The following is a 21,003-nucleotide window of genomic DNA, read 5'->3' on the forward strand; positions in this document are numbered from 1 at the left end:
TCACGTTATCACTTGTCTGGAACGGGGATTGACGGATGGATGCCTTCACTGCAGCCGACGCGCGGGCCGCGGACGCGACCCTTGCCGCCTCCCGCGCCTTGCTCGGCGTGGTTGCTCGCTCGGTCGTCGCAACGCTTGACGTCGTTTCTCTGCCGCAGTTTCGGGTCCTAGTCATGCTCAGCTCGGCCGGTCCAACGCGGACGGGCGCTGTGGCGGAGCGAATGGGAGTCATTCCATCGACGTTCAGCCGCTTCATCGATCGAATGGTCGCCGGAGGCTGGGTGGAGCGGGCGGCCAGTCCCGACAGCCGGCGCGAGGTCCTCCTCGAACTCACCTCGAGTGGTCGGCGACTCGTAGACGACGTCACCGAACGCCGCCGAGCGGACATCTCCGCCATCCTGTCGATCATGACGCCGGATCAGCGGACCGCACTTCAGCACGCACTGCAAGCATTCGCGGATGCGGCAGGGGAGCCCCAGGCTTCGGATTTGCTGACTCTTGGGCTTTGAGCCGTTCCCTGCACCGGTTCCCACTCCGGGCGAAGGCACGCCTCTGAGCAGCATGACGGGTTCCATGTGGATGCCGACGCAACCGCCGACACTTCCGAACCTGCTGGCCTGGCACCTTCAGCCAGTTCCCGTGCTGCCGACCCTCGCCCCCGTCCTGGGGGCGCTGTTCCTCCGTTGGCAGAGTGTGGCTACGCGCCACGATCGAGTCGCCGATTCGGCAAGGTCGATGGTCCCTCCCGACCGGATGATTGCCTCGACGGCGTCATCAGAGAGAGCCGTGTCGACCTCCAGAGCCGTCTTCCCGGCCGCTTCGCTCTTCGCCCCCACAGCAAAAAACCTCGTCACGACGGGGCGGACCGCATCGAACTGTCCCGGACCGAGTTCAGTTCGACCGCCGGACATCGACGCGGCAAGCTTGATCGCCTCTGCCCGGATATCCCAACGTTTGAGAGCCGGTAGTAGCCAGGTCACCAGGATGATCGGCCCGAGGGAGCCGAAGATATAGGTGACGGCGTAGCCGACGGCGACGTTCGTCTGCATCGTCTTGGTCACCGCTGCGGATAGGCCGAGTTTCGCAATCGCATCGCCTGCGGTACCGATAATGGCGGACTGGGTGAGTCCACCGCTGGCGAGCCCGGCGGCGAGGCCCCGGTCGAGGCCGAACATCCAGGCACCGACGAGGACCGTGATCAAACCCATCAGGCACATCACGAAAGCGGATGCCAGCTGGTTGAGCGACCGTCGGTTCAAGGCATGGAAGAACTGGGGTCCTCCCTGGAACCCGACGGCGTAGATGAACAGGGCGAAGAAGATCGTCTTGATTCCGGGGTCAATCGTGATTCCGATCTGACCGATGACCACACCGACCAGCAGCGTTCCAGCGATGCCGCCGAGAACGAATTTGCCGATCCGGATTTTTCCGATCAGGTATCCCAAGGCGATGGTGACGAAGAGCGCGATAAGCGGTTCGGTTGTGAAGAGATCGTTGAGGAAACTCCTTGGATGCCTGAGAAGGCATCACGCGATGGCCTTGTCCGGAGTGAGAGATGAAGGATGCACTGCGGCGCCACGTGGACGCTCCCGCCTTGGCCGGACCCGGCCTCATCGTGAATCGTCGCCGATGAAGCGATCCTGAGCGGCCGCGCACGAAGCATCTGCGACAAATTAAGATTGCGCCAACTATTGTTTCGTTTTTTACCCGTCTGCTCCGGGAATCGGGCGCTTATGCCGTCGAGAGTAAAACAAATCCTGCTCGACTCTCGTGCTTCCTCGGTTCCTGCTATCGTGCTGCCCATACGAGCGAGCGACCGGGCGGGTGACCAGCCGTTCCGCACGATGAACTGTTGTGGGATGGGGGAAACATGATGGCCTTGGCTGGGTTCGGTGTGAGGTGGTGAGCGAGACGGATAGTGGGAACACGTGCGGGTCGGTTCGGCTGGTCCGGTCGACGATGGACGCGGGCGACGATGACCTCCGCGCGGTGGCCGACGGCGCTTTCCAGGTGAACGGGAACACCCAGGCGGCGCTGAGACTGGCGGTGACGCTCGGCGTTCAGCTCGACGGGGCGGGACCGGGCTCCGGGGGAACCGAACGGCTCTTCGACACGCTGGCCACGGTCGCGGCGGGAGACCTGACCGCTGCCCGCGTCGTGGAGGCGCACCTGGATGCGCTCTCCATCCTGGAACAGGCCGCTGAGTCCGGCCGTGGAAACCACGTCGAATCCGGGAACGGGCGGACGTGGGGCGTGTTCGCGGCGGAAGGACGCGGCACGCGCCTCGAGGCGCGCCAGACCGAGTCCGGCTGGCGGCTCGACGGCGTCAAGCCGTGGTGCTCGCTCGCCGGCGCCCTCAGCCACGCGCTCGTCACCGCGCACACATCGGAGACCACGCGTCGGTTGTTCGCCGTCGACCTCCGCGTGCCGGGAATCACGGTTTCGGACGGCTCCTGGGTGGCCAGGGGACTCGCATCGCTTCCGAGTGGTCCGGTTGACTTTCGCGGCGTTCCCGCACTGCCGATCGGCGCCGACGGCTGGTACCTCGACCGACCGGGCTTCGCGTGGGGAGGGATCGGGGTCGCAGCCTGCTGGTGGGGCGGGGCCGTCGGCGTCGCCAGACGCGTCTACCGGGACGCCGGGGAGCGCACGCCGGATCAGATCGGTCTTGCGCACCTCGGCGCGATCGACATGCTGCTGACGGCAGCGGGTCAGGCACTTGCGGCCGCGGCGAGCGCGATCGACGAGGGGACCGCGACCGGCAGACACGGGGCCGTGCGTGCGGCGCGCGTGCGTGGGCTCGTCGCGCGCACCGCAGAGCGGGTGATCGAGCGGGCCGGGCATGCCCTGGGGCCGGAACCCCTTGCCTTCGACGCGCGTCACGCCCAGCGTGTCGCCGACCTGCAGTTGTACATTCGACAACACCACGCTGAACGCGACGAGGCCAGGCTTGGAGCTCTGCTGCTCGATGGTGCTCGCGGAGTCTCACCGTGGTGATCTTCAGCCACCGGGACCTCGGCACCGCCGAGCAGGCCTGGACCGACGCTCCCTGGATCACGGCTGCAGCACGGCTTGACCTCGATGACCTCGCCCGACTGATCATCGTCGCCGCGCATCCCGACGACGAGACCCTCGGTGCCGGCGGGCTCCTTTCCGGTGCGACGCGACGCGGGATCCCGGTCGATGTCCTTGTCCTCAGCGACGGCGAAGCGTCCCACCCGGAATCCCCGACGCACACCCAGGGGCGCCTTTCACGTGTGCGCAAGACAGAGGTGACGGATGCCGTGGCGCACCTGGCGCCATCCGCTCGCCTGCACTTCGCCGGACTGCCGGACGGCGACCTCGCCGGAAACAAGGAGGCGGCGGCACGGGCGCTGGCGTCCGTGCTCGGGCCGCCGCCTTCCGGCATGGAGACGATGACGGAAGGATCAGCCGCGGGCACCTGGATTGTCGCACCCTGGCGGGCCGACGGGCATCCCGACCATGCGCTCGCCGGCGACGTGGCCGCCGCCGGAGCGGCATGGTCAGGCGCCCGCCTGCTCGAGTACCCGATCTGGGCCTGGCACTGGTCGACACCGGAAGGGGAATGGCCGCTGCAACTGATCCGCAGGCTTGAGCTCACCCCCGAGGATCAGGCGCGGAAGCTGCAGGCGCTGGCGCTGCACCGCAGCCAGGTGCTGCCGCTGTCCGACGAACCCGGAGACGAGGCCGTCGTGCCGCCGGCGATGGCCGCCCATTTCGCGAGGGCCTTCGAGATCTTCGTTGACGGCACCGCAGCGGAGGCGCCGTCCCCGGATGGGACCGGGACGGCGAGCCTGGCGAGATCTTTCTTCGACGAGTTCTACCGGGAGGCGCGCGACCCGTGGGGCTTCGAGACGCGCTGGTACGAACGTCGGAAACGCGCGCTGACTCTCGCTGCGCTGCCGCGCGAACGATTCGGTGCCGCCCTGGAGCTCGGCTGCTCGATCGGAGTGCTCACGGCCGACCTCGCCGCCCGGTGCGACACCGTGATGGCCGTCGATATCGCGGAACAACCGCTCTCGATTGCGCGCGAACGGCTCGCCGGCTGCCCCGGCGTCCGCTTCGCACGGATGACCCTGCCTGGTGAATGGCCCTCCGGAGTCTTCGACCTCATCGTCGTATCCGAAGTCGGCTATTACCTGGCGACCGCAGACCTGGAACGGTTCTTCCAGCGGTGCCGGGACGGCCTCGCCCCTGGCGGAGTCCTCCTGGCCTGCCATTGGAGACATCCGGTTCCCGAGTATCCACTCAGCGGCGACCGGGTCCACGAAATGCTTGCGACGGTGCCCGGCCTCGTGCGAACGGTCGCGCACCGCGAAAGCGACTTCCTGCTCGAGGTGTGGCAGTCCGAGCCGGCACGATCCGTGGCCCAGCACGACGGACTCGTTCCATGATCAGGCCCGGTGAAATCGACCACGTGGTCATCGTCATCCCCGCGCACAACGAGGAGGAACTGCTTCCTCTGTGCCTCGCCGCGTTGGGGGCCGCGATCGAGCCCGTGGTCGCGATCCTCGATCCGGCGCCGCCGATCGTGTCGGTCGTGATCGTGCTCGACCGCTGTACGGACGGGACCGAGTCGATTGCCGCGGGCTTCCCGGGCGTGCACCTGGTCCGCAGCGACACGGGAGCCGTCGGTGCGGCGCGGCGTGCGGGCGTCCGCGGCATCCTGAAGACCCCGGCGGATTTCACGGGTCGTACCTGGATTGCGTCGACGGATGCCGATTCAGCCGTCCCGGAGAACTGGCTCGCGAGCCAGCTTGCCTTCGCCAGGAACGATGTGCATCTGGTTCTCGGCACCGTCGAGCCGGACGAGTGCCTCGACGGCGACATGCGTGCTCGGTGGGCGGCAGAGCAGTGGCTCGTCGAGGGACATCCGCACGTGCACGGGGCCAATCTCGGTGTGCGGGCGGACCGGTACTTCGCTGCCGGGGAATTCCCCGGGATCGACGCCGACGAGGACATTGCACTCGTCGCTGCGCTGCGGAGGCTGCGGGTGTGCGAAATCCGCACGGCACGCATCCCGGTTCTTACGAGTGGGCGACTCATCGGGCGCACGCCCGGGGGTTTCGCCGGCTACCTGCGCGCTCAGGCCGCTCGCCTCCCCGTCATCATGGAGACGGGTGCGCTGCAGGTCGACGACGCTGGCGCCCTTCCGTGAGCGAATCACTCAGCCTGATATGTGGCCCAGAGCGCTTCCGTCCAACGCTCTCGCGGCGAACCAGTCTTCCAGATCGGCCGCAGGCAGAGGGTGGGACATCAGGAACCCTTGAGCGACATCGCAGCCGTAGCCGATGAGTTCCGAGTATGCCGTGGTGTCTTCCACGCCCTCGGCGACCATGCGCAGGCCGAGGCTGTGGGCCATGTCGATGGTCGAGACGACGAGGGCTGTTGCGCGAGGGTCGTCCTTCATCGGGATGATGAAGGACTTGTCGAGTTTGAGCTCGTCGATCGGCAGGTCACGCAGGTACGCCAGGGAGCTGTACCCGGTCCCGAAGTCATCGATGGAGATTCGAATTCCCGTCGCCTGCAACCGGGTGAGGATGCTGCGCGCGCGTTCCCGGTCTGAAAGGAGGAAATCTTCGGTGATCTCCAGGACCAGTACGGCGGGGGACAGGCCACGCGACGACAGCATCGCGCTGATCCGTTCGGGCAGCACGGTGTCGATCAGGGAACTCGGGGACATGTTGACCGCCATCGTCAGTGTTCGTCCCTGGCCCGACCACGTTGCGGCCTGGTCAAGGGCCTCACGCAGCACGATCTCGGTCATGGCATGCATCAGCCCGGACTCCTCGACGAGACCGAGGAAATCGTCCGGTTGCAGCAAACCTCTCGTCGGGTGGTTCCAGCGGACCAGGGCCTCGACCCCGCACACGTCCCCGGTTTTGAGGTCGATCTTGGGCTGGTAATGCAGCACCAGCTGGTCATCGACGAGCGCGAGACGCAACTCCTCGAGCAGGTGCAACCGATCCTCCCCGTGATTGTCGTCGGTACCCCGGTAGATATGGTGGCCGCTGTGGGTCGCCTTCGACGTGTACATCGCCATGTCCGCCTTGCGGAGCAGCATGGTCAGGTCCTCCCCCTGGTCGGGGTACCCGGCGATCCCGATACTGGCACTGGCCTGAACCGAGATGCCCGCGAGGATGAACGGCTGGGCCAGGGTCGCGCGCAGCTTCAACGCCACCGCTTCCGCACGGACCGAATCCGAACCGTCGAGAAAGATCACGAACTCGTCGCCGCCGACGCGCGCGAAGAGATCCTCGGTGCGCAGCTGACCTGAAATCCGGCCGGCGACCTGGAACAGGAGCACATCACCGACATCGTGACCGAGACTGTCGTTGACCTCCTTGAACTTGTCGAGGTCGAGCAGGAGGAGCGCGCTCGTCCGGTGCGGATTCGCGGCCAGCCGGGCGGGCACATCGGCGTAGAGGGCGCGGCGGTTGGGCAACCCCGTGAGCTCATCGGTCCGTGCCTGGCGGTGCGCGTCCGCAATGCGGATGCGCTGGCGAAAGACCAGGGGTAGAGCCGCCAGGGTGAGGGTCAGGGCCGCCAGGACGACGGCGAGCGGAGAGATCTTCAGCTGGGTTCCCAGGATCAGGACCAGGAGACCCGCGGCCGTGGCGATCGCGGGAACCGTCTGTTCGGGGATCGCCCAGGTCGACTGGCGAGGTTGCGAGCCGAGGCGGGCCTCCCTGTCGACCGAAGACGCGATCAGGGCGAGGCTCAGGGGCCAGCCGATGTCGAGGGGGCTGCCGATGACGTAGAGGCCGTTCAGATGCTGGGACACGCTGATGATGTCGGCGGCCGTGAAGACAGCGAGACCCAGCACAAGGAGGGTCCAGCCCGGGCCGATGGAGGTGCCGTGGGAGGCTGCAATCCCGACGAAGAAGGCGACCAGGAGGACGTCTCCGAGCGGATATGCAAACGCGACGGTCGTGGCGAACGATCCAGGGGCCGCGAGGGCCGCCTTGAGGATCGGATCGAGAAGCACGGCCAACAGGGCGGCCGCACCGAGAGATCCGACGGCGCTGTCCAGGATGATCGGAGACGCGAGACCGCGGATGTTGCGCCTCGCGAGAACGACGAGTGCCGCGAACATGAGTGGGTAGAAACCGAGGAAGCCGACATCCGCCCAGGACGGATGCGGCAGGGATTCTCCTCCGGTCGTCGCCAGTGCGAAGAACGTGTCCCCAGCCGCCAGGATCGTCACAGCAGCGGACATCAGGTACAGGTCCTTGCGCCGGGATCGGGCACGGCCGATCGCAATCCAGCACACGACGACGGGAATCCACAACGCGAAGAATCCCAGTACGAGCGAACCCACGTCGCCTGCGGTACCGAAGATCGTGGCGACGGCGAAGGCAGCCACGATCAGACCGAGGGTCCAGTTCGGCCATCGGCCTAATCGGCCCGTCCTTCGAGACGCGCTGACGCGCTCCGTGCTGGTATCGGCTGGCATAGATCTCCCTCTCGATAAACCTAGCTGCGTCGGCCGCCTTCGAAATGAACGCCGGCGTGCGGCATCTTCGGGATAGATTGGTCACGGGGGAGCCAATGCGGCAGTGAATTTGCCGCATGGCCGGGTATAAAATGGGTGGATACGTGTACGGAAAACCAAATACCAGGCGGAATTTCGAAGCGGTCGGCGGATTGCTGGGTTTTGTCGGGATGAGTGTCGTTGCCGGTATTCTCGTCGCGGCCTCGGTCACTCCCGCCCTGGGTCTCTCCGGCCTTGCTGCCACAAACGCGATCATTGTTTTCGAGAACCTGCCCGATTACCTGAAGATCGACCAGCTCTCGCAGAAGAGCAATATCTACGCGACCACGAGCACCGGTGCCCCCTATCTCCTGGCCTCGTTCTACGACCAGAACCGCGTCGAGGTCGCCTCGGACGCGATCAACCAATTCGTCAAGGACGCCGCGACCTCCGGTGAAGACCCCCGGTTCTACGACCACGGCGGCATCGACCTGCAGGGCACAGTGACCGGGATCGTCACGACTGTCGCCACCGGTGATGTACGCGGTGGGTCGTCGATCACCCAGCAGTACGTCAAGAACGTCCTGGTGCAGAAGTGCGAAGTGCTCACGGATGCGCAGAAGAAGTCAGACTGTTATGACGCCGCGATCGCCAAGTCTCCCGACCGCAAGCTCAAGGAGATGCGCCTCGCGATCGGCGTGGAGAAGAAGTACGCGAAGGACGACATCCTCCGCCAGTACCTGAACATCACCGGCTTCGGCGGCACCGTCTACGGCATCGAGTCCGCCGCGGAGTACTACTACGGCGCGACCGCCGCGACGCTGACCCTGCCGCAGGCGGCGAGCCTCGTCGCGATCGTGAACAACCCGGTCAAGTTCCAGCTCGACCAGCCCGACAGCGCGACCAACGGCGCCGCGAACGGGTACGCCGCGAACAAGGACCGCCGCGACTACATCCTCGGCCAGATGCTCAAGTACGGCAAGATCAACCAGGCCGACCACGATGCCGCGGTCGCCTCGGCCATCGAGCCCAGCATCCACGTGCCATCGACCGGCTGCCAGACCGCCGGCGGCAGTGCCTTCTTCTGCGACCTTGTCGTGAACACCCTGCAGAACGACCCGACCTTCGGTGGCGACGACACCATACGGATGGCCAACTTCCGTCGCGGCGGGTTCAACGTGTACACGACCCTCGACCTGGACATGCAGCAGGCCGCCGAGGCCACGATGAAGGCCAACGTTCCCGACACCTACCCCGGCTGGGACGTCGGTGGCGTGATCGTCAGCGTCGGTGTCGGCACCGGAAAGGTGCTCGCCATGGCGCAGAACAAGGACTACAGCCAGGACCCGGCCGTCCAGGCCACCGGAGCGAACTACACCGGCATCAACTACAACACCAACGTCGACCAGGGCGGTTCGCACGGGTTCCAACCCGGCTCGATGTACAAGGTGTTCACCCTCGCCGAGTGGTTGACCGAGGGCCATTCCCTCAATGAGCGGGTCGACTCCCGTATCAAGTCGAACTGGGGCACTTTCCGGGACAGCTGCGCCACCGGCGGAACCGTGAGCTTCCCCGGCTACAACCCGAAGAACGACTCGTCGTCCGAGTCCGGCGCCAACTACAGCGCCCTGCAGTCCACGATCGGGTCGATCAACACGGGCTTCATCGGCATGGCCAAGAAACTCGACCTGTGCGGCATCCGTAAGACGGCCGAGGCCTTCGACGTGACCCGCGCCGACGGCGGCCCGCTCGAGCAGGGTGCCTCGGCGGTGCTCGGCACCAACGAGGTCGCGCCCCTGAGCATGGCGGTCGCCTTCGCGGGCATCGCCAACCAGGGCACTACCTGCAGCCCGATCGTGATCGACCACATCACCGGCTCTGACGGAACCGCACTTCCCGTGCCGCAGTCGGCGTGCCACCAGTCGGTCGACCCGACCGTCGCCGCCGGAATGACCTATGCAATGCAGCAAGTCATGGCGAGCGGAACGGGATCTGCCTCGTTCAAGGCGACCAGTCCGAAGTCGCCGATGATCGGTAAGACCGGAACCACCGACGGCAACAAGGACACCTGGATGAGCGGCGCGACGACCAAGGTCGCGACCGTCGCCGGCGTGATGAGCGTCACGGGCGACAGGGATCAGCGCACCACCTCCTTCAACGGCCAGCAGGCCGCGACGGCACGGCATCGGATGTGGCCGGACGTGATGAGCGTCGCGAATGCGAAGTTTCCCGGCGTGGCCTTTCCCGCGGCCTCCGGCGCGGCCATCAACGCCGCCCAGGTGCCCATTCCTGACCTTCGCGGCAAGAGCCTCAGCCAGGCGCGGTCGACCCTGGAATCCGCAGGCTTCCTCTACGTGAATGGCGGAACCATCGACTCCGAGCTACCTGCCGGCGTTGTCGCGAACACCGAGCCCGGTGGGGGAACAAGCGCGGCCCGCGGCGCTGCCGTGACGGTGCGTACGAGCAACGCTGCGCTCGTCGTCGTGCCGGACGTCTCGGGGAAACGTGAAGCGGAAGCCCGCGCTGCCCTGTCGAACTTCACCGTGGTGAAGAACGAGACTGACGTGAAGGACCCTGCTCTCGTTGGCACGGTCGTCAAGACGTCGCCACCGCCCGGCAGCGGTGCCAGACCAGGGGATGCCGTCAGGATCCTGGTCGGCCGGCTGGCCGCCGCGGGAGGCTGAGCCGGTGCAGTGCCCGCGCTCACTTCGGCGCGAGGAGAAGATCAGCTGCTGGGTCCTCGAGGCGCCCGGCCGGACAGGACCCCGGCGAACAGCAGGGCGAGCACACCGGCCACAGGCACGACGAGCAGGCCGAGCCGGAGCGAGGACGCGTCGGCGATCGCGCCGACCACCGGCGGCGATACGAGGAAACCCACCCTGAGCAGCCAGGCGAGGATCGTCAGCCCGGAGCCCGGGCGGAAGCCCGGCAGCTCGTCCGCCGCATGCATGGCCGCCGGGATCAGGGTCGCGACCCCGAGCCCGGCGAGGCCGAATCCGGCCACGGTGCCGAGGACCGACGGGAGCACGAGGGCGCTTCCCATGCCGACACAGACGATCACGCCGCCCGTTCTCGCGACCGCGCGCTGGCCGAACCGGTCGACGAGCCGATCGCCGAGCATCCGCCCGATGAACTGCATGCCCTGGAGGGCGATGAAGCCGAGGCCGGCGACGAAGGCTGATGCGCCGAGGTCGACGGAGAGGTAAATGGCCGACCACGAGCTGCCGGCGTCCTCGACGAGGGCCCCTGACGCCGCGATGAGGACGAGGGCGAGGAGCACCGCGCATTTCGCCAGCACGCCCACCGCTCGTCCGGCGCGGGTCTGCTCTCCGGCCGGAACAACGGCGGCCCGTACCTCGTCCGGTTCGGGGCCGGGCAGGAGCATGCGGTACGACAGCACGGCCAGGAGGCTGAACAGCACGGCAGAGAGGGCGAGGTGGATGGCCAGGGGAATGCCGAGCCCCGCGGCGAGAGAACCGATCGCGCCGCCGGATACCGCACCGATGCTCCAGACAGCGTGGAACGAGTTGAGGATGGAGCGTTTGTACAGTCGCTGCACCCGCAACGCGTGTGAGTTCTGGGCGACGTCGGTGATCGAGTCCATCGCGCCGGCCAGGAACAGCCCGGCCGCGAGCGGAAGCCAGGCGGGGGCCACCCCGGCGAGCAGGATGCCGACCGCGGTGAACACCGTTGCGACGATCGCTACCCGGGAGGAGCGGAACCGGCGCACGAGCATCCCGGCCGTCAACCCGGCGATGAGCGCGCCGAGCGGGTATGCGGCGACCGCGAAGCCGAATTCCGAGTTCGTGAGGCCGAGGCCGGCCTTGATCTCGGGATAGCGCGGCAACAGGTTCGCAAAGATCGCGCCGTTGGTGAAGAAGAGCACGCCGACCGCAATGCGGGCACGGCGGGCCGCTACCGGCGGCCGCGAGACCGAGGCAGGGGAGAAGTCCCCCGGACCTGAGATCTCTGCCGTGGTCTCATCCGTGCTCTCAACGTTCACGGTCGAAGGCTACAGGCTTGCGGCAACGCCATCCGTCAGGAGGACCAGACTCGCCAACGGCAGCACGAACCCCAGGATGTCGAGGATCTGGCAGGCGACCCGTGCCTGGACAAGAGCGTCGGACTGGGTGACCTGGATGGTGCGGTTGATCTCCGGGATCCGTTCGGCGAGAGCGAAGCCCTGGCCGACAAGAATGACTGACCCGCAGAGTCTGCTCCCAGATATTCGCGAAGGCGCCTGAAGCGATCAGCCGCTGTGTCGCCGTGCGGACCAGGGACCGCGCGCCCCCGATGGCCGGCTGCTTGAGCAGGCCAAGGGCTGCATGGGGCCTCGGCGGTAGATTGAGCTGGGCGATCCCGTCGAACAGGTCCGTGGCGATGGCCTCGAAGTCGACCTGGTCGTCGATCACTGTCGTGATCTGGTCAACGAGGAACGCCTGGAATGCCGGGGTCGTCCACAAGAGGTGACAGAGTGGTCACGAATCGGCCGGTGTCGGTGACCTCGGTCTTGGTCCACGCGACGACGACGGCGACGGGGGCGAGTATGACGCCGACGGCGATCAGGAGCGCGGCGCAGAATGCGCGCAGGCGGAGCGCTGCCCTGCTGGGTACCTCTCGAGAGTGCGCGCCACTCTCCGGCGCAGGCACATTATGGCGCTGCCTGTCGGATTCGGTACGGAAGTCCGCTAGACTGGCCCCCGTGAAGGGGAGTATCCCTCAAAGCCCACTGGGCTTAATGATCTGATCGTCAACACGGACCGCGGTGCAGGGGTTCCGGTCGGATCAGCGACGTGCCTTTTGTCGCGGGAGAGACTTTCAGGTTGTCTGCCTGCCCTCCCTCTCCTCGAAAGGCCCCTCCGTGGATCTCGCCCTTCCCCTCTGGTTCGAAATCGGCTCCCTGGTCATCCTGACCCTCGTCCTGGTCGGCGACCTGCTGATCGTATACAAGCGCCCGCACGTGCCCTCGATGCGTGAGGCCAGCCTGTGGGTCGTCTTCTACATCGTGCTCGCTCTGCTGTTCGCGCTCGCGATGCTGCTCCTGGCCGATGCCGAACATGCCGGTCAGTTCCTCGCGGGCTGGCTCACCGAGTACAGCCTCAGCATCGACAATCTCTTCGTCTTCGTCATCATCATGGCGAGATTCTCCGTGCCGCGGAAATACCAGCAGGAAGTGCTGATGGTGGGCATCATCATCGCGCTCGTCCTGCGCCTGATCTTCATCCTTCTCGGTGCGTCCCTCATCGAGAACTTCAGTTGGATCTTCTACATCTTCGGCGCATTCCTTCTTTATACGGCCGTGCATCAGGCCGTCGCCAAGGAACCGGACGCCAACGAGGCCGACAACGCGTTCGTGAAGATGATCCGTCGTCGCCTGCGGATCTCCCCGACCTTCGACGGGTCGAAGATCCGCACCACCATCAAGGGACGCCGGGTCTTCACCCCGATGCTGATCGTCTTCATCGCAATCGGCACGACGGACCTCGTGTTCGCCCTCGACTCGATCCCCGCCATCTTCGGGATCACGACGAGCCCGTTCATCGTGTTCACGGCCAACGTCTTCGCCCTGATGGGACTCCGGCAGCTCTACTTCCTGCTCGGCGGGCTTCTCGAACGACTCGTGTACCTCAAGTACGGCATCGCATTCATCCTGTTCTTCATCGGCGTGAAGCTCGTCTCGCACGCGCTCCACACCAACGAGGTCCCGTTCATCAACGGCGGCCACGGTGTGGGCTGGGCGCCGGAGATCGACACCTGGACCTCGCTCGGCGTGATCGTGGCCTCGATGGCCGTCGCCACGGTCGCGAGCCTGATCCAGGCGAACCGTGACGCCCGCGCCCGCGGCCACAGTCTCGGCGAGGAACTGTCGCTCACCACGAAGGAATAGTGCGGGCACGACGTGTCCGGGCTGCGCGAAAAGTCCCCCCGAATTGGTACCGTGGGTCTCTGACGCCTCGCCGAGGCGCGATCGGGTCGGCTCGGAACACGCGCCGCAGCACGAGGGAGTACCGGCTTGGTCCAGAGCGCAGACACGATGACCCTCCCAACGGTGACGGTCTCGTTCACCGTCGGCGCGCGCAGCGAGGTCGGCCAGATCCGGCAGCTCAACGAGGACAGCTTCATGGCCCACTCTCCGGTGTTTCTCGTGGCCGACGGGATGGGCGGGCATGCCCACGGCGACGAGGCGAGCCAGACCGTCCTGAGGGTCTTCGAAGAACACATCGAGGCGGGCCGTCCCTCAACCCCCGAGCGCATCCTCGACGCGATCCACTCGTCCAACGACGCGGTGCGCGACCTGAGCGGCGCAGAGGACTTCGGAACCGCGGTGAGCGGCACGACGCTGGCCGGGGTTGCCTTCGTCGATGCCGGTGCGGACATCGGCCTGCACTGGATGGCCTTCAACGTGGGCGACTCCCGCATCTACACGTGGGACGGGGTGCGCCTCGCCCAGCTGTCTGTCGACCACTCGGCGGTGCAGGAACTCGTCGACGCGGGACTGATCACGCCTCGGTCCGCCGAACTGCACCCCGACCGGAACATCATCACGAGGGCGATCGGAACCGATGAATTCGTCGACGCTGATGTGTGGCTCGTGCCGGCATCCGGTCACCGTGCGTTCCTGATCTGTTCCGACGGCCTCACCAAGGAGCTCGAGCCGGACGACATCTCGAGGCTCCTTGCCGAGCAGCAGGCCAACGGCCAGCAGGCCGTCGTGGACGCCCTCGTCGACGAGGCGCTCGCGCGCGGCGGGCACGACAATGTCACGGTCGTCTTCGTCGAATCGGTCGTGTCACCGTCGTGACCTTCGGCGAAGACTCGGCGCGAAGTGTTAGCCTGTCCGGGTGCTGTTCGGTCGACTCCTTCTTATCTGCCGCGACGAGTCCCAATTCTGAGGCCTCCCTCGTCGCGGAGACTGTCGTTGGCTGCCATCAAATCTTGAGGAAGACGCACACACATGACTAACGCATCCATGTCGGGCGAACGCCCGCGAACCCTGGCCGAGAAGGTCTGGGACAAACACCTGGTCAGTAAGGGTTCCGACGGCATCCCGGACCTCATCTACATCGACCTGCACCTCGTGCACGAGGTCACAAGCCCGCAAGCGTTCGACGGGCTGCGCCTCGCCGGCCGCCGGCTGCGCCGACCGGACCTGACGATCGCGACCGAGGATCACAACACTCCGACGCTCGCCATCGACCGGCCGATCAAGGACCTGACGAGCCGCACCCAGATCGAGACCCTCCGACGCAATTGCGAGGAATTCGGCGTGAGGCTGCACTCGCTCGGCGACATCGAGCAGGGCATCGTGCACGTCGTCGGTCCGCAGCTCGGGCTCACCCAACCGGGCATCACCGTCGTCTGCGGTGATTCGCACACCTCCACGCACGGCGCCTTCGGGGCGATGGCCCTCGGCATCGGCACGAGTGAGGTCGAACACGTCATGGCCACCCAGACCCTGCCCCTGCAGCCGTTCAAGACCATGGCCATCACCGTCGAAGGCACCCTGCGCCCCGGCGTCACCGCCAAGGATGTGATCCTCGCCGTGATCGCGAAGATCGGCACCGGCGGCGGACAGGGCTACGTGCTCGAATACCGCGGCAGCGCCATCCGCGCCCTCTCGATGGAGGGCCGCATGACCATCTGCAACATGTCGATCGAGGCAGGCGCGCGCGCGGGCATGGTCGCACCGGATGCGACGACGTACGCCTACCTGAAGGGTCGCGCCCACGCGCCGGCGGGTCAGGACTGGGACGACGCGGTCGCGTACTGGGAGACCCTCGCGACCGATGAGGGCGCCGTGTTCGACGCCGAGGTCGTTCTCGACGCCGACACCCTCGAGCCCTTCGTGACCTGGGGCACCAACCCCGGCCAGGGCGTCTCGCTGAGCGAGACCGTGCCTGACCCGGCCGACGTCGCCGACGCCAACGAGCGCGCCGCCGCCGAGCGCGCCCTCGAATACATGGACCTCGCGGCCGGCACTCGTATGAAGGACATCCGGGTCGATACCGTGTTCCTCGGCTCCTGCACGAACAGCCGCGTCGAAGACCTGCGTGCCGCCGCCGACATCGTGCGCGGCCAGACGCTCGCCCCCGGCGTGCGGATGCTGGTGGTCCCCGGGTCCGCCCGGGTTCGCATCGAGGCGGAGGCGGAAGGCCTCGACAAGGTCTTCACAGACTTCGGTGCCGAATGGCGCTTCGCGGGCTGCTCGATGTGCCTCGGCATGAACCCGGACCAGCTGGCCCCCGGGGAACGCTGCGCCTCGACGAGCAACCGCAACTTCGAGGGCCGCCAGGGCAAGGGCGGCCGCACCCACCTGGTCTCCCCGCTCGTCGCGGCGGCCACCGCCATCCGCGGCACGCTGTCGAGCCCGTGGGACCTCGTCGCGGACGGCCTCGTCACGGCCGACGCGATCCCGGCCGAACTGGCCCCTGCTGCGGCAACGGCACTGGATGGAGCACTCTGACCATGGACAAGTTCACAACCGTCACGGGCATCGCCCTGCCGCTGCGCCGCTCCAACGTCGACACCGACCAGATCATCCCCGCCGTCTACCTCAAACGCGTCACCAAGACCGGTTTCGAGGACGCGCTCTTCGCCGCCTGGCGAACGGACCCCGAATTCGTGCTGAACCGGCCGGAGTACGCCGGCGCGCGCATCCTCGTCGCCGGCGCGGACTTCGGCACGGGATCGTCTCGTGAACACGCCGTCTGGGCGCTGCGCGACTACGGCTTCGACGTGGTGCTCTGCCCCCGGTTCGGCGATATCTTCCGCGGCAATGCCGGCAAACAGGGCCTCCTTGCCGCGCAGATCACCGAGGATGACGCTCAGAAGCTCTGGAGCATCATCGAGGCCGACCCGGGAATAGAACTCACTGTCGATCTGGTTGCGCGTACAGCACGCGTCGGCGATTTCACAGTGCCATTCCAGGTGGACGACTACACCCGTTGGCGCCTGCTCGAAGGCCTTGACGACATTGGCCTGACCCTGCGTGATGAAGCGCGGATCGCAGAATTCGAATCCCATCGGGAGCCGTGGCGGCCCCGTACTCTCCCCGCAAGGCAGGTAAATTTGTGAGCACCATCAGCGAGATCGCCCAGAACCGTGAAGACGCAGCCGTTAAGGCGCAGCTCCTCGAAGACGAACAAAACCGTGAGAACGCACAGAGCTGGGGGGCCGCTGTGGGGCTGAAAGGCGACAAGATCACGATTCGCGGCGGCATCCCGCTGATCGGCCGGATCGAACTCAAGGGCGCGAAGAACCTGGTCACCAAGGCCATGGTCGCGTCCCTGCTCGGCGAGAGCCCGAGCATCTTGAAGAACGTGCCCAACATCAGCGACGTGCGCATCGTGCGCGAGCTGCTCGCGGTGCACGGCGTCAAAGTGACCGACGGGCCCGAGCCTGGAGAACTCCTGCTCGACCCCGTCGACGTCGAGAGCGCGCACTTCGCCGCGATCGACGCGCACGCGGGGTCCTCCCGCATCCCGATCCTGTTCTGCGGACCGCTGCTGCACCGCCTCGGCGAGGCGTTCATCCCCGACCTCGGCGGCTGCCGCATCGGCGACCGGCCGATCGACTTCCACCTCGAGGTGCTGCGCAAGTTCGGCGCCGTCGTCGACAAGCAGCCCAACGGCATCCGCATGTCGGCCCCGAACGGCCTGCACGGGGCCAAGGTCTCCCTCCCGTACCCGAGCGTCGGTGCGACGGAGCAGGTCCTGCTCACCGCCGTACGCGCTGAGGGCATCACCGAGCTCAAGGGCGCGGCGATCGAGCCCGAGATCATGGACCTGATCAACATCCTGCAGAAGATGGGTGCGATCATCACGGTCGATACGGACCGGGTCATCCGCATCGAGGGTGTCGAACGACTCGAGGGCTACAATCACCGGGCGCTCTTCGACCGGAACGAAGCCGCGAGCTGGGCGGCAGCCGCGCTCGCGACCGACGGCGACATCTTCGTCGGCGGCGCGCGCCAGTCCGAGATGCTGACTTTCCTCAACGTGTTCCGTAAGGTCGGAGGCGCCTTCGAGATCCACGACGACGGCATCCGCTTCTATCACCCGGGCGGCGACCTCAAGCCCGTCGTCATCGAAACGGATGTGCACCCCGGCTTCATGACCGACTGGCAGCAGCCGCTCGTGATCGCACTCACCCACGCCCACGGCGTGTCGATCGTGCACGAAACCGTCTACGAGCAACGCTTCGGCTTCGTCGACGCACTCGTCGAGATGGGTGCGACGATCCAGATCCACCGCGAATGCCTCGGCGGCCACCCGTGCCGCTTCGGGCAGCGCAACTTCAACCACTCCGCCGTCATCGCGGGGCCGACGAAGCTGCACGGCGCCGACATCGAGGTTCCCGACCTGCGCGGCGGCTTCAGTCACCTGATCGCGGCGCTCACCGCCGAGGGCACCTCGACGGTCAGCAATGTGGGAATCATCAGCCGTGGCTACGAAAACTTCATCACGAAGCTGCGGCTGTTGGGGGCGGACTTCGATCTCGAAGGATAATGGCCCTGTGCCAGTCAATGGAGCAAGTCCGTCATCCGAACCGTCCGTCGAACCTGATCCATCCGCGAAACCGGTGAGGGTGCGCAAGGAAACCACACAGCCGTCGGTGTTCTGGATCCTCGCGACGATCGTGCTCCCTGCGGTCAACCTTGCGGTGCGGTACCGGGTGACCGACGTCCGGAAGTTCCCGCAGACCGGGGCGTTTGTGCTGTCGCCGAATCACTTCAGTGAAATCGACCCGATCGTCGTCGGCGCACTCGCGTGGAAGCTCGGGCGTGCTCCCCGGTTCATGGCGAAGGCATCCGTCTTCACAATCCCCGTACTCGGCTGGCTGCTGCGCAAGTCGGGCCAGATCCCCGTCGAACGCGGCGGGGTCGCGCGCGGCAACGAACCCGTCAAGGCCGCCAGGCGGCTCGTCGAGCGCGGCCAGATGGTCATCGTGTACCCGGAAGGATCGCTCACTCGCGACCCCGAGCTCTGGCCGATGCGCGGTAAGACCGGTGCCGTGCGGATCGCGCTCGAGCAGGGCATCCCGATCGTGCCGATCGCCCACTGGGGCACCCAGGACTTGATGCCGCGGTATTCGAAACGGATCAGCCCGTTTCCCCGCAAGACCATCCACGTGAAGATCGGCGATCCGCTGTCCTTCGACGAGTTCAAGGGACGCAGCCTCGACACGGCGACCCTGAACGAGGCGACGGCCATCCTGATGGATGCCATCACCGGGCTCCTCGAGGACCTCCGCGGCGAGAAAGCCCCGGCGAAGCGCTGGAACCCCTCCGAGCACGACCAGAAGGAGACCGGCCGTTTTGAAGGCTAAACAGCGGCAGGGTGGCCCTGTCGGTACGCGCGTCGCCGTGCTCGGAGCCGGAAGCTGGGGCACGACCTTCGCCAAGATCCTGAGCGACGGCGGCGCCGACGTCGTGCTCTGGGCCCGGCGGCCGGAACTCGCCCGCGAGATCACGGAGGGCCGGAGGAACAGCGACTACCTTCCCGGTATCAACCTCCCGATCGGGCTGCGCGCGACCCCGCACCTCGACCAGGCCCTCGCCGGAGCAGAGCAGGTCTTCATCTCGGTCCCGAGCCAGTCGCTGCGGGAGAACCTGCTCCTGATGGAGCCGTTCCTCGAGCCGGACGCGATCCTGGTGTCTCTCATGAAGGGCGTCGAACGCGGCTCCGGCCAGCGGATGAGCCAGATCATCGAAGAGATGCTGCCCATCGACCCGCACCACATCGCCGCGATCTCCGGACCCAACCTCGCCCTCGAAATCGCCAGGGAGCAGCCGACGGCCGCCGTGGTGTCCTCAACGAGCCTCGAGACCGCCCAGGCCGTCGCGATGCTCGCGACCAATGGCTACTTCCGCTCCTACGTCAACACCGACGTGATCGGCACCGAATTCGGCGGCGTGCTGAAGAACCTCATCGCCGTCGCGATCGGCATCGTCGACGGTGTCGGCTACGGCGAGAACACCAAGGCCTCGATCATCACCCGCGGCCTCGTCGAGATGACCGACTTCGCCGTCGCATACGGCGCCCAGCCGGAGACCCTCGCCGGCCTCGCCGGCCTCGGCGACCTCATCGCCACCTGCCAGTCCCCGCTCTCCCGCAACAACACGGCCGGGCGGCTCCTCGGCCAGGGCTACAGCATCGCGGACGTCGTCAAGCAAATGCAGCAGACCACGGAAGGCCTCGCCTCCGTCGGACCGATCCTCGATCTCGCCAGGGCCAAGGGTGTCGACATGCCCATCGTCGAACAGGTGCGGCAGGTACTGGCCGGTACGCTGAAACCGCGGGACATCGCCCCTCACCTCACCACGGATTCGGCGGAGCCGCAGGGCGAAAGGACAATTGATGACGGACAAGCTCACGGTAGCGCTGCTCTTTGGGGGTCGGTCAAGCGAACACTCGATCAGCTGCGCCACGGCCGGCGGAGTCCTGGCGGCAATTGACCGGTCGCGCTACGACGTGATCCCGATCGGGATCACCCGCGACGGTGCGTTCGTGCTCGAAGCGGATGACCCGGCGCACTTCGCACTCGGATCCTCCGCAGCGGAGCTTCCCGTCGTCACCGACAACGGTAGCCGGGTGCACTGGCCGGAATCGTCCCTCGACCGCACGCTCCGCGTCGTCGACGCCCCCGGTGCCGCAGCCCGCGTGCTCGGCAGCGTTGACCTCGTCTTCCCGATCCTGCACGGCCCGTACGGTGAGGACGGCACCATCCAGGGGCTCCTCGAACTGCTCGGCCTGCCGTTCGTCGGATCCGGCGTGCTCGCCTCGGCGCTCGGGATGGACAAGCACTTCACCAAGACCGTTTTCCAGCAGGCCTCGCTTCCGGTCGCACCGTGGCGCACGATCACTGCGGCCGACTGGGCCGAAGCGCCCGGAATGGCCTACGCGGCCCTCGCCGAACTCGGGCTGCCCGCCTTCGTCAAGCCGGCCCGCGCCGGCTCGAGCGTCGGCGTGAGCCGGGTCACAGACCCCGCCGAGCTGGTCCGTGCCATGGAGACCGCCCTCGCGGAGGACGACAAGGTCCTGATCGAGGCCGGTCTCGTGGGCCGCGAACTCGAGGTGGCCGTGCTGCAGGGCCCTCCGGGGGAGCCGTCGCGGGCATCCGTCGCCGGAGAGGTACTCGTCACCGGGCGTGACTTCTACGACTTCGACGCCAAGTACCTGGGGGCAGCGGGCATCCAACTGGTATGCCCGGCCGCCCTGACCCCGGCCGAGCTCGCCGAGATGCAGCGGATGGCGATCCGGGCGTTCGAGGCCATCGACGGTGCCGGGCTGGCGCGGGTCGACTTCTTCCTGACGGACACCGGCTGGGTCATCAACGAGATCAACACCATGCCCGGCTTCACGCCGATCTCGATGTTCCCGACGTGCTGGCTGCAGAGCGGCTATACGTATCCCGCGCTCATCGACGAATTAATCTCTGTCGCGCTCGCCCGCCGCGGTGTCCGGGAGCGGGACCCGCTTCCTGCCTGAACAGGTGCGGCAGGCGTC

Annotated in this window: 17 protein-coding genes; 13 read left to right on the forward strand and 4 right to left on the reverse strand. The window is 66.7% G+C overall.

The features are described from left to right. The first annotated feature begins 35 nt into the window (after nt 1-35). Nucleotides 36-509 (forward strand): MarR family transcriptional regulator, encoded by a 474-nt coding sequence (locus RCH22_RS03215; RefSeq protein WP_327012821.1) that lies wholly within the window; start codon nt 36-38, stop codon nt 507-509. Between the two features lie 117 nt (nt 510-626). Here RCH22_RS03215 and RCH22_RS03220 read toward each other — a convergent pair whose 3' ends face one another. Continuing rightward, the gene (locus tag RCH22_RS03220) at nt 627-1,469 is read right to left on the reverse strand and encodes a hypothetical protein (RefSeq protein WP_327015443.1); all 843 of its coding nucleotides are present in this window, start codon (nt 1,467-1,469) and stop codon (nt 627-629) included. Between the two features lie 490 nt (nt 1,470-1,959). Here RCH22_RS03220 and RCH22_RS03225 point away from each other — a divergent pair, with 490 nt between their 5' ends. Genes RCH22_RS03225 through RCH22_RS03235 form a run of 3 tightly spaced genes read left to right on the forward strand, consistent with a single transcriptional unit; the run spans nt 1,960 to nt 5,179 of the window. Continuing rightward, on the forward strand, nt 1,960-2,997 hold the full coding sequence (locus tag RCH22_RS03225; protein WP_327012822.1) for an acyl-CoA dehydrogenase: 1,038 nt from the start codon (nt 1,960-1,962) through the stop codon (nt 2,995-2,997). Beyond that, nucleotides 2,991-4,415 carry a bifunctional PIG-L family deacetylase/class I SAM-dependent methyltransferase gene (locus RCH22_RS03230; RefSeq protein ID WP_327012823.1) on the forward strand — a complete coding sequence of 475 codons (1,425 nt, stop codon included), beginning with the start codon at nt 2,991-2,993 and terminating at the stop codon, nt 4,413-4,415. The genes RCH22_RS03225 and RCH22_RS03230 overlap by 7 nt, the downstream gene beginning before the upstream one ends. Then, a complete protein-coding gene (locus RCH22_RS03235) occupies nt 4,412-5,179 on the forward strand; it encodes a glycosyltransferase (protein WP_327012824.1) in 768 nt (255 codons plus the stop codon). Before RCH22_RS03230 ends, RCH22_RS03235 begins: the two co-directional genes overlap by 4 nt. A 9-nt stretch (nt 5,180-5,188) precedes the next feature. On the opposite strand, the gene RCH22_RS03240 is transcribed toward RCH22_RS03235, so the two are convergent. Beyond that, a complete protein-coding gene (locus RCH22_RS03240; RefSeq protein WP_327012825.1) occupies nt 5,189-7,387 on the reverse strand; it encodes an EAL domain-containing protein in 2,199 nt (732 codons plus the stop codon). Between the two features lie 299 nt (nt 7,388-7,686). Here RCH22_RS03240 and RCH22_RS03245 point away from each other — a divergent pair, with 299 nt between their 5' ends. Next, nucleotides 7,687-10,179, forward strand: coding sequence for a transglycosylase domain-containing protein (locus tag RCH22_RS03245; protein WP_327012826.1), 2,493 nt, complete (start codon nt 7,687-7,689; stop codon nt 10,177-10,179). A gap of 41 nt (nt 10,180-10,220) precedes the next feature. Here RCH22_RS03245 and RCH22_RS03250 read toward each other — a convergent pair whose 3' ends face one another. After that, nucleotides 10,221-11,462: an MFS transporter gene (locus RCH22_RS03250; RefSeq protein WP_327015444.1), complete on the reverse strand. Its 1,242-nt coding sequence runs from the start codon at nt 11,460-11,462 to the stop codon at nt 10,221-10,223. 458 nt (nt 11,463-11,920) lie between these two features. Continuing rightward, the gene (locus tag RCH22_RS03255) at nt 11,921-12,145 is read right to left on the reverse strand and encodes a hypothetical protein (RefSeq protein ID WP_327012827.1); all 225 of its coding nucleotides are present in this window, start codon (nt 12,143-12,145) and stop codon (nt 11,921-11,923) included. 211 nt (nt 12,146-12,356) lie between these two features. On the opposite strand from RCH22_RS03255, the gene RCH22_RS03260 reads away from it, so the two are divergent. The 8 genes from RCH22_RS03260 to RCH22_RS03295 all read left to right on the forward strand — a co-directional run bounded on the left by RCH22_RS03260 (nt 12,357) and on the right by RCH22_RS03295 (nt 20,985). Next, the gene (locus tag RCH22_RS03260; RefSeq protein WP_327012828.1) at nt 12,357-13,382 is read left to right on the forward strand and encodes a TerC family protein; all 1,026 of its coding nucleotides are present in this window, start codon (nt 12,357-12,359) and stop codon (nt 13,380-13,382) included. A gap of 126 nt (nt 13,383-13,508) precedes the next feature. Beyond that, on the forward strand, nt 13,509-14,297 hold the full coding sequence (locus tag RCH22_RS03265; RefSeq protein ID WP_327012829.1) for a protein phosphatase 2C domain-containing protein: 789 nt from the start codon (nt 13,509-13,511) through the stop codon (nt 14,295-14,297). Nucleotides 14,298-14,450: 153 nt separating this feature from the next. Then, nucleotides 14,451-15,959 (forward strand): 3-isopropylmalate dehydratase large subunit, encoded by a 1,509-nt coding sequence (gene leuC, locus RCH22_RS03270; protein ID WP_327012830.1) that lies wholly within the window; start codon nt 14,451-14,453, stop codon nt 15,957-15,959. 2 nt (nt 15,960-15,961) lie between these two features. Beyond that, nucleotides 15,962-16,570, forward strand: a complete 609-nt coding sequence (leuD, locus tag RCH22_RS03275) for a 3-isopropylmalate dehydratase small subunit (protein ID WP_134560776.1) — start codon at nt 15,962-15,964, stop codon at nt 16,568-16,570. A gap of 104 nt (nt 16,571-16,674) precedes the next feature. Further along, nucleotides 16,675-18,003 (forward strand): UDP-N-acetylglucosamine 1-carboxyvinyltransferase, encoded by a 1,329-nt coding sequence (murA, locus tag RCH22_RS03280; protein ID WP_327015445.1) that lies wholly within the window; start codon nt 16,675-16,677, stop codon nt 18,001-18,003. A 79-nt stretch (nt 18,004-18,082) separates the two neighbouring features. Next, nucleotides 18,083-18,823: a lysophospholipid acyltransferase family protein gene (locus tag RCH22_RS03285; protein ID WP_327012831.1), complete on the forward strand. Its 741-nt coding sequence runs from the start codon at nt 18,083-18,085 to the stop codon at nt 18,821-18,823. Then, complete coding sequence (locus RCH22_RS03290) at nt 18,813-19,952, forward strand: NAD(P)H-dependent glycerol-3-phosphate dehydrogenase (RefSeq protein ID WP_327012832.1); 1,140 nt, start codon at nt 18,813-18,815, stop codon at nt 19,950-19,952. Before RCH22_RS03285 ends, RCH22_RS03290 begins: the two co-directional genes overlap by 11 nt. Beyond that, on the forward strand, nt 19,855-20,985 hold the full coding sequence (locus RCH22_RS03295) for a D-alanine--D-alanine ligase family protein (RefSeq protein WP_327012833.1): 1,131 nt from the start codon (nt 19,855-19,857) through the stop codon (nt 20,983-20,985). Before RCH22_RS03290 ends, RCH22_RS03295 begins: the two co-directional genes overlap by 98 nt. Nucleotides 20,986-21,003 lie beyond the last annotated feature (18 nt).

The organism is Cryobacterium sp. GrIS_2_6 (assembly GCF_035984545.1).
GTDB lineage: Bacteria > Actinomycetota > Actinomycetes > Actinomycetales > Microbacteriaceae > Cryobacterium.

Excerpts from the sequence above, each read along its gene's own strand:
- RCH22_RS03215 (WP_327012821.1), top strand. The coding sequence starts at position 36 with ATGGATGCCTTCACTGCAGCCGACGCGCGGGCCGCGGACGCGACCCTT.
- RCH22_RS03225 (WP_327012822.1), top strand. The coding sequence starts at position 1,960 with ATGGACGCGGGCGACGATGACCTCCGCGCGGTGGCCGACGGCGCTTTC.
- RCH22_RS03235 (WP_327012824.1), top strand. The coding sequence starts at position 4,412 with ATGATCAGGCCCGGTGAAATCGACCACGTGGTCATCGTCATCCCCGCG.
- RCH22_RS03245 (WP_327012826.1), top strand. The coding sequence starts at position 7,687 with ATGAGTGTCGTTGCCGGTATTCTCGTCGCGGCCTCGGTCACTCCCGCC.
- leuC (WP_327012830.1), top strand. The coding sequence starts at position 14,451 with ATGACTAACGCATCCATGTCGGGCGAACGCCCGCGAACCCTGGCCGAG.
- leuD (WP_134560776.1), top strand. The coding sequence starts at position 15,962 with ATGGACAAGTTCACAACCGTCACGGGCATCGCCCTGCCGCTGCGCCGC.
- RCH22_RS03295 (WP_327012833.1), top strand. The coding sequence starts at position 19,855 with ATGACGGACAAGCTCACGGTAGCGCTGCTCTTTGGGGGTCGGTCAAGC.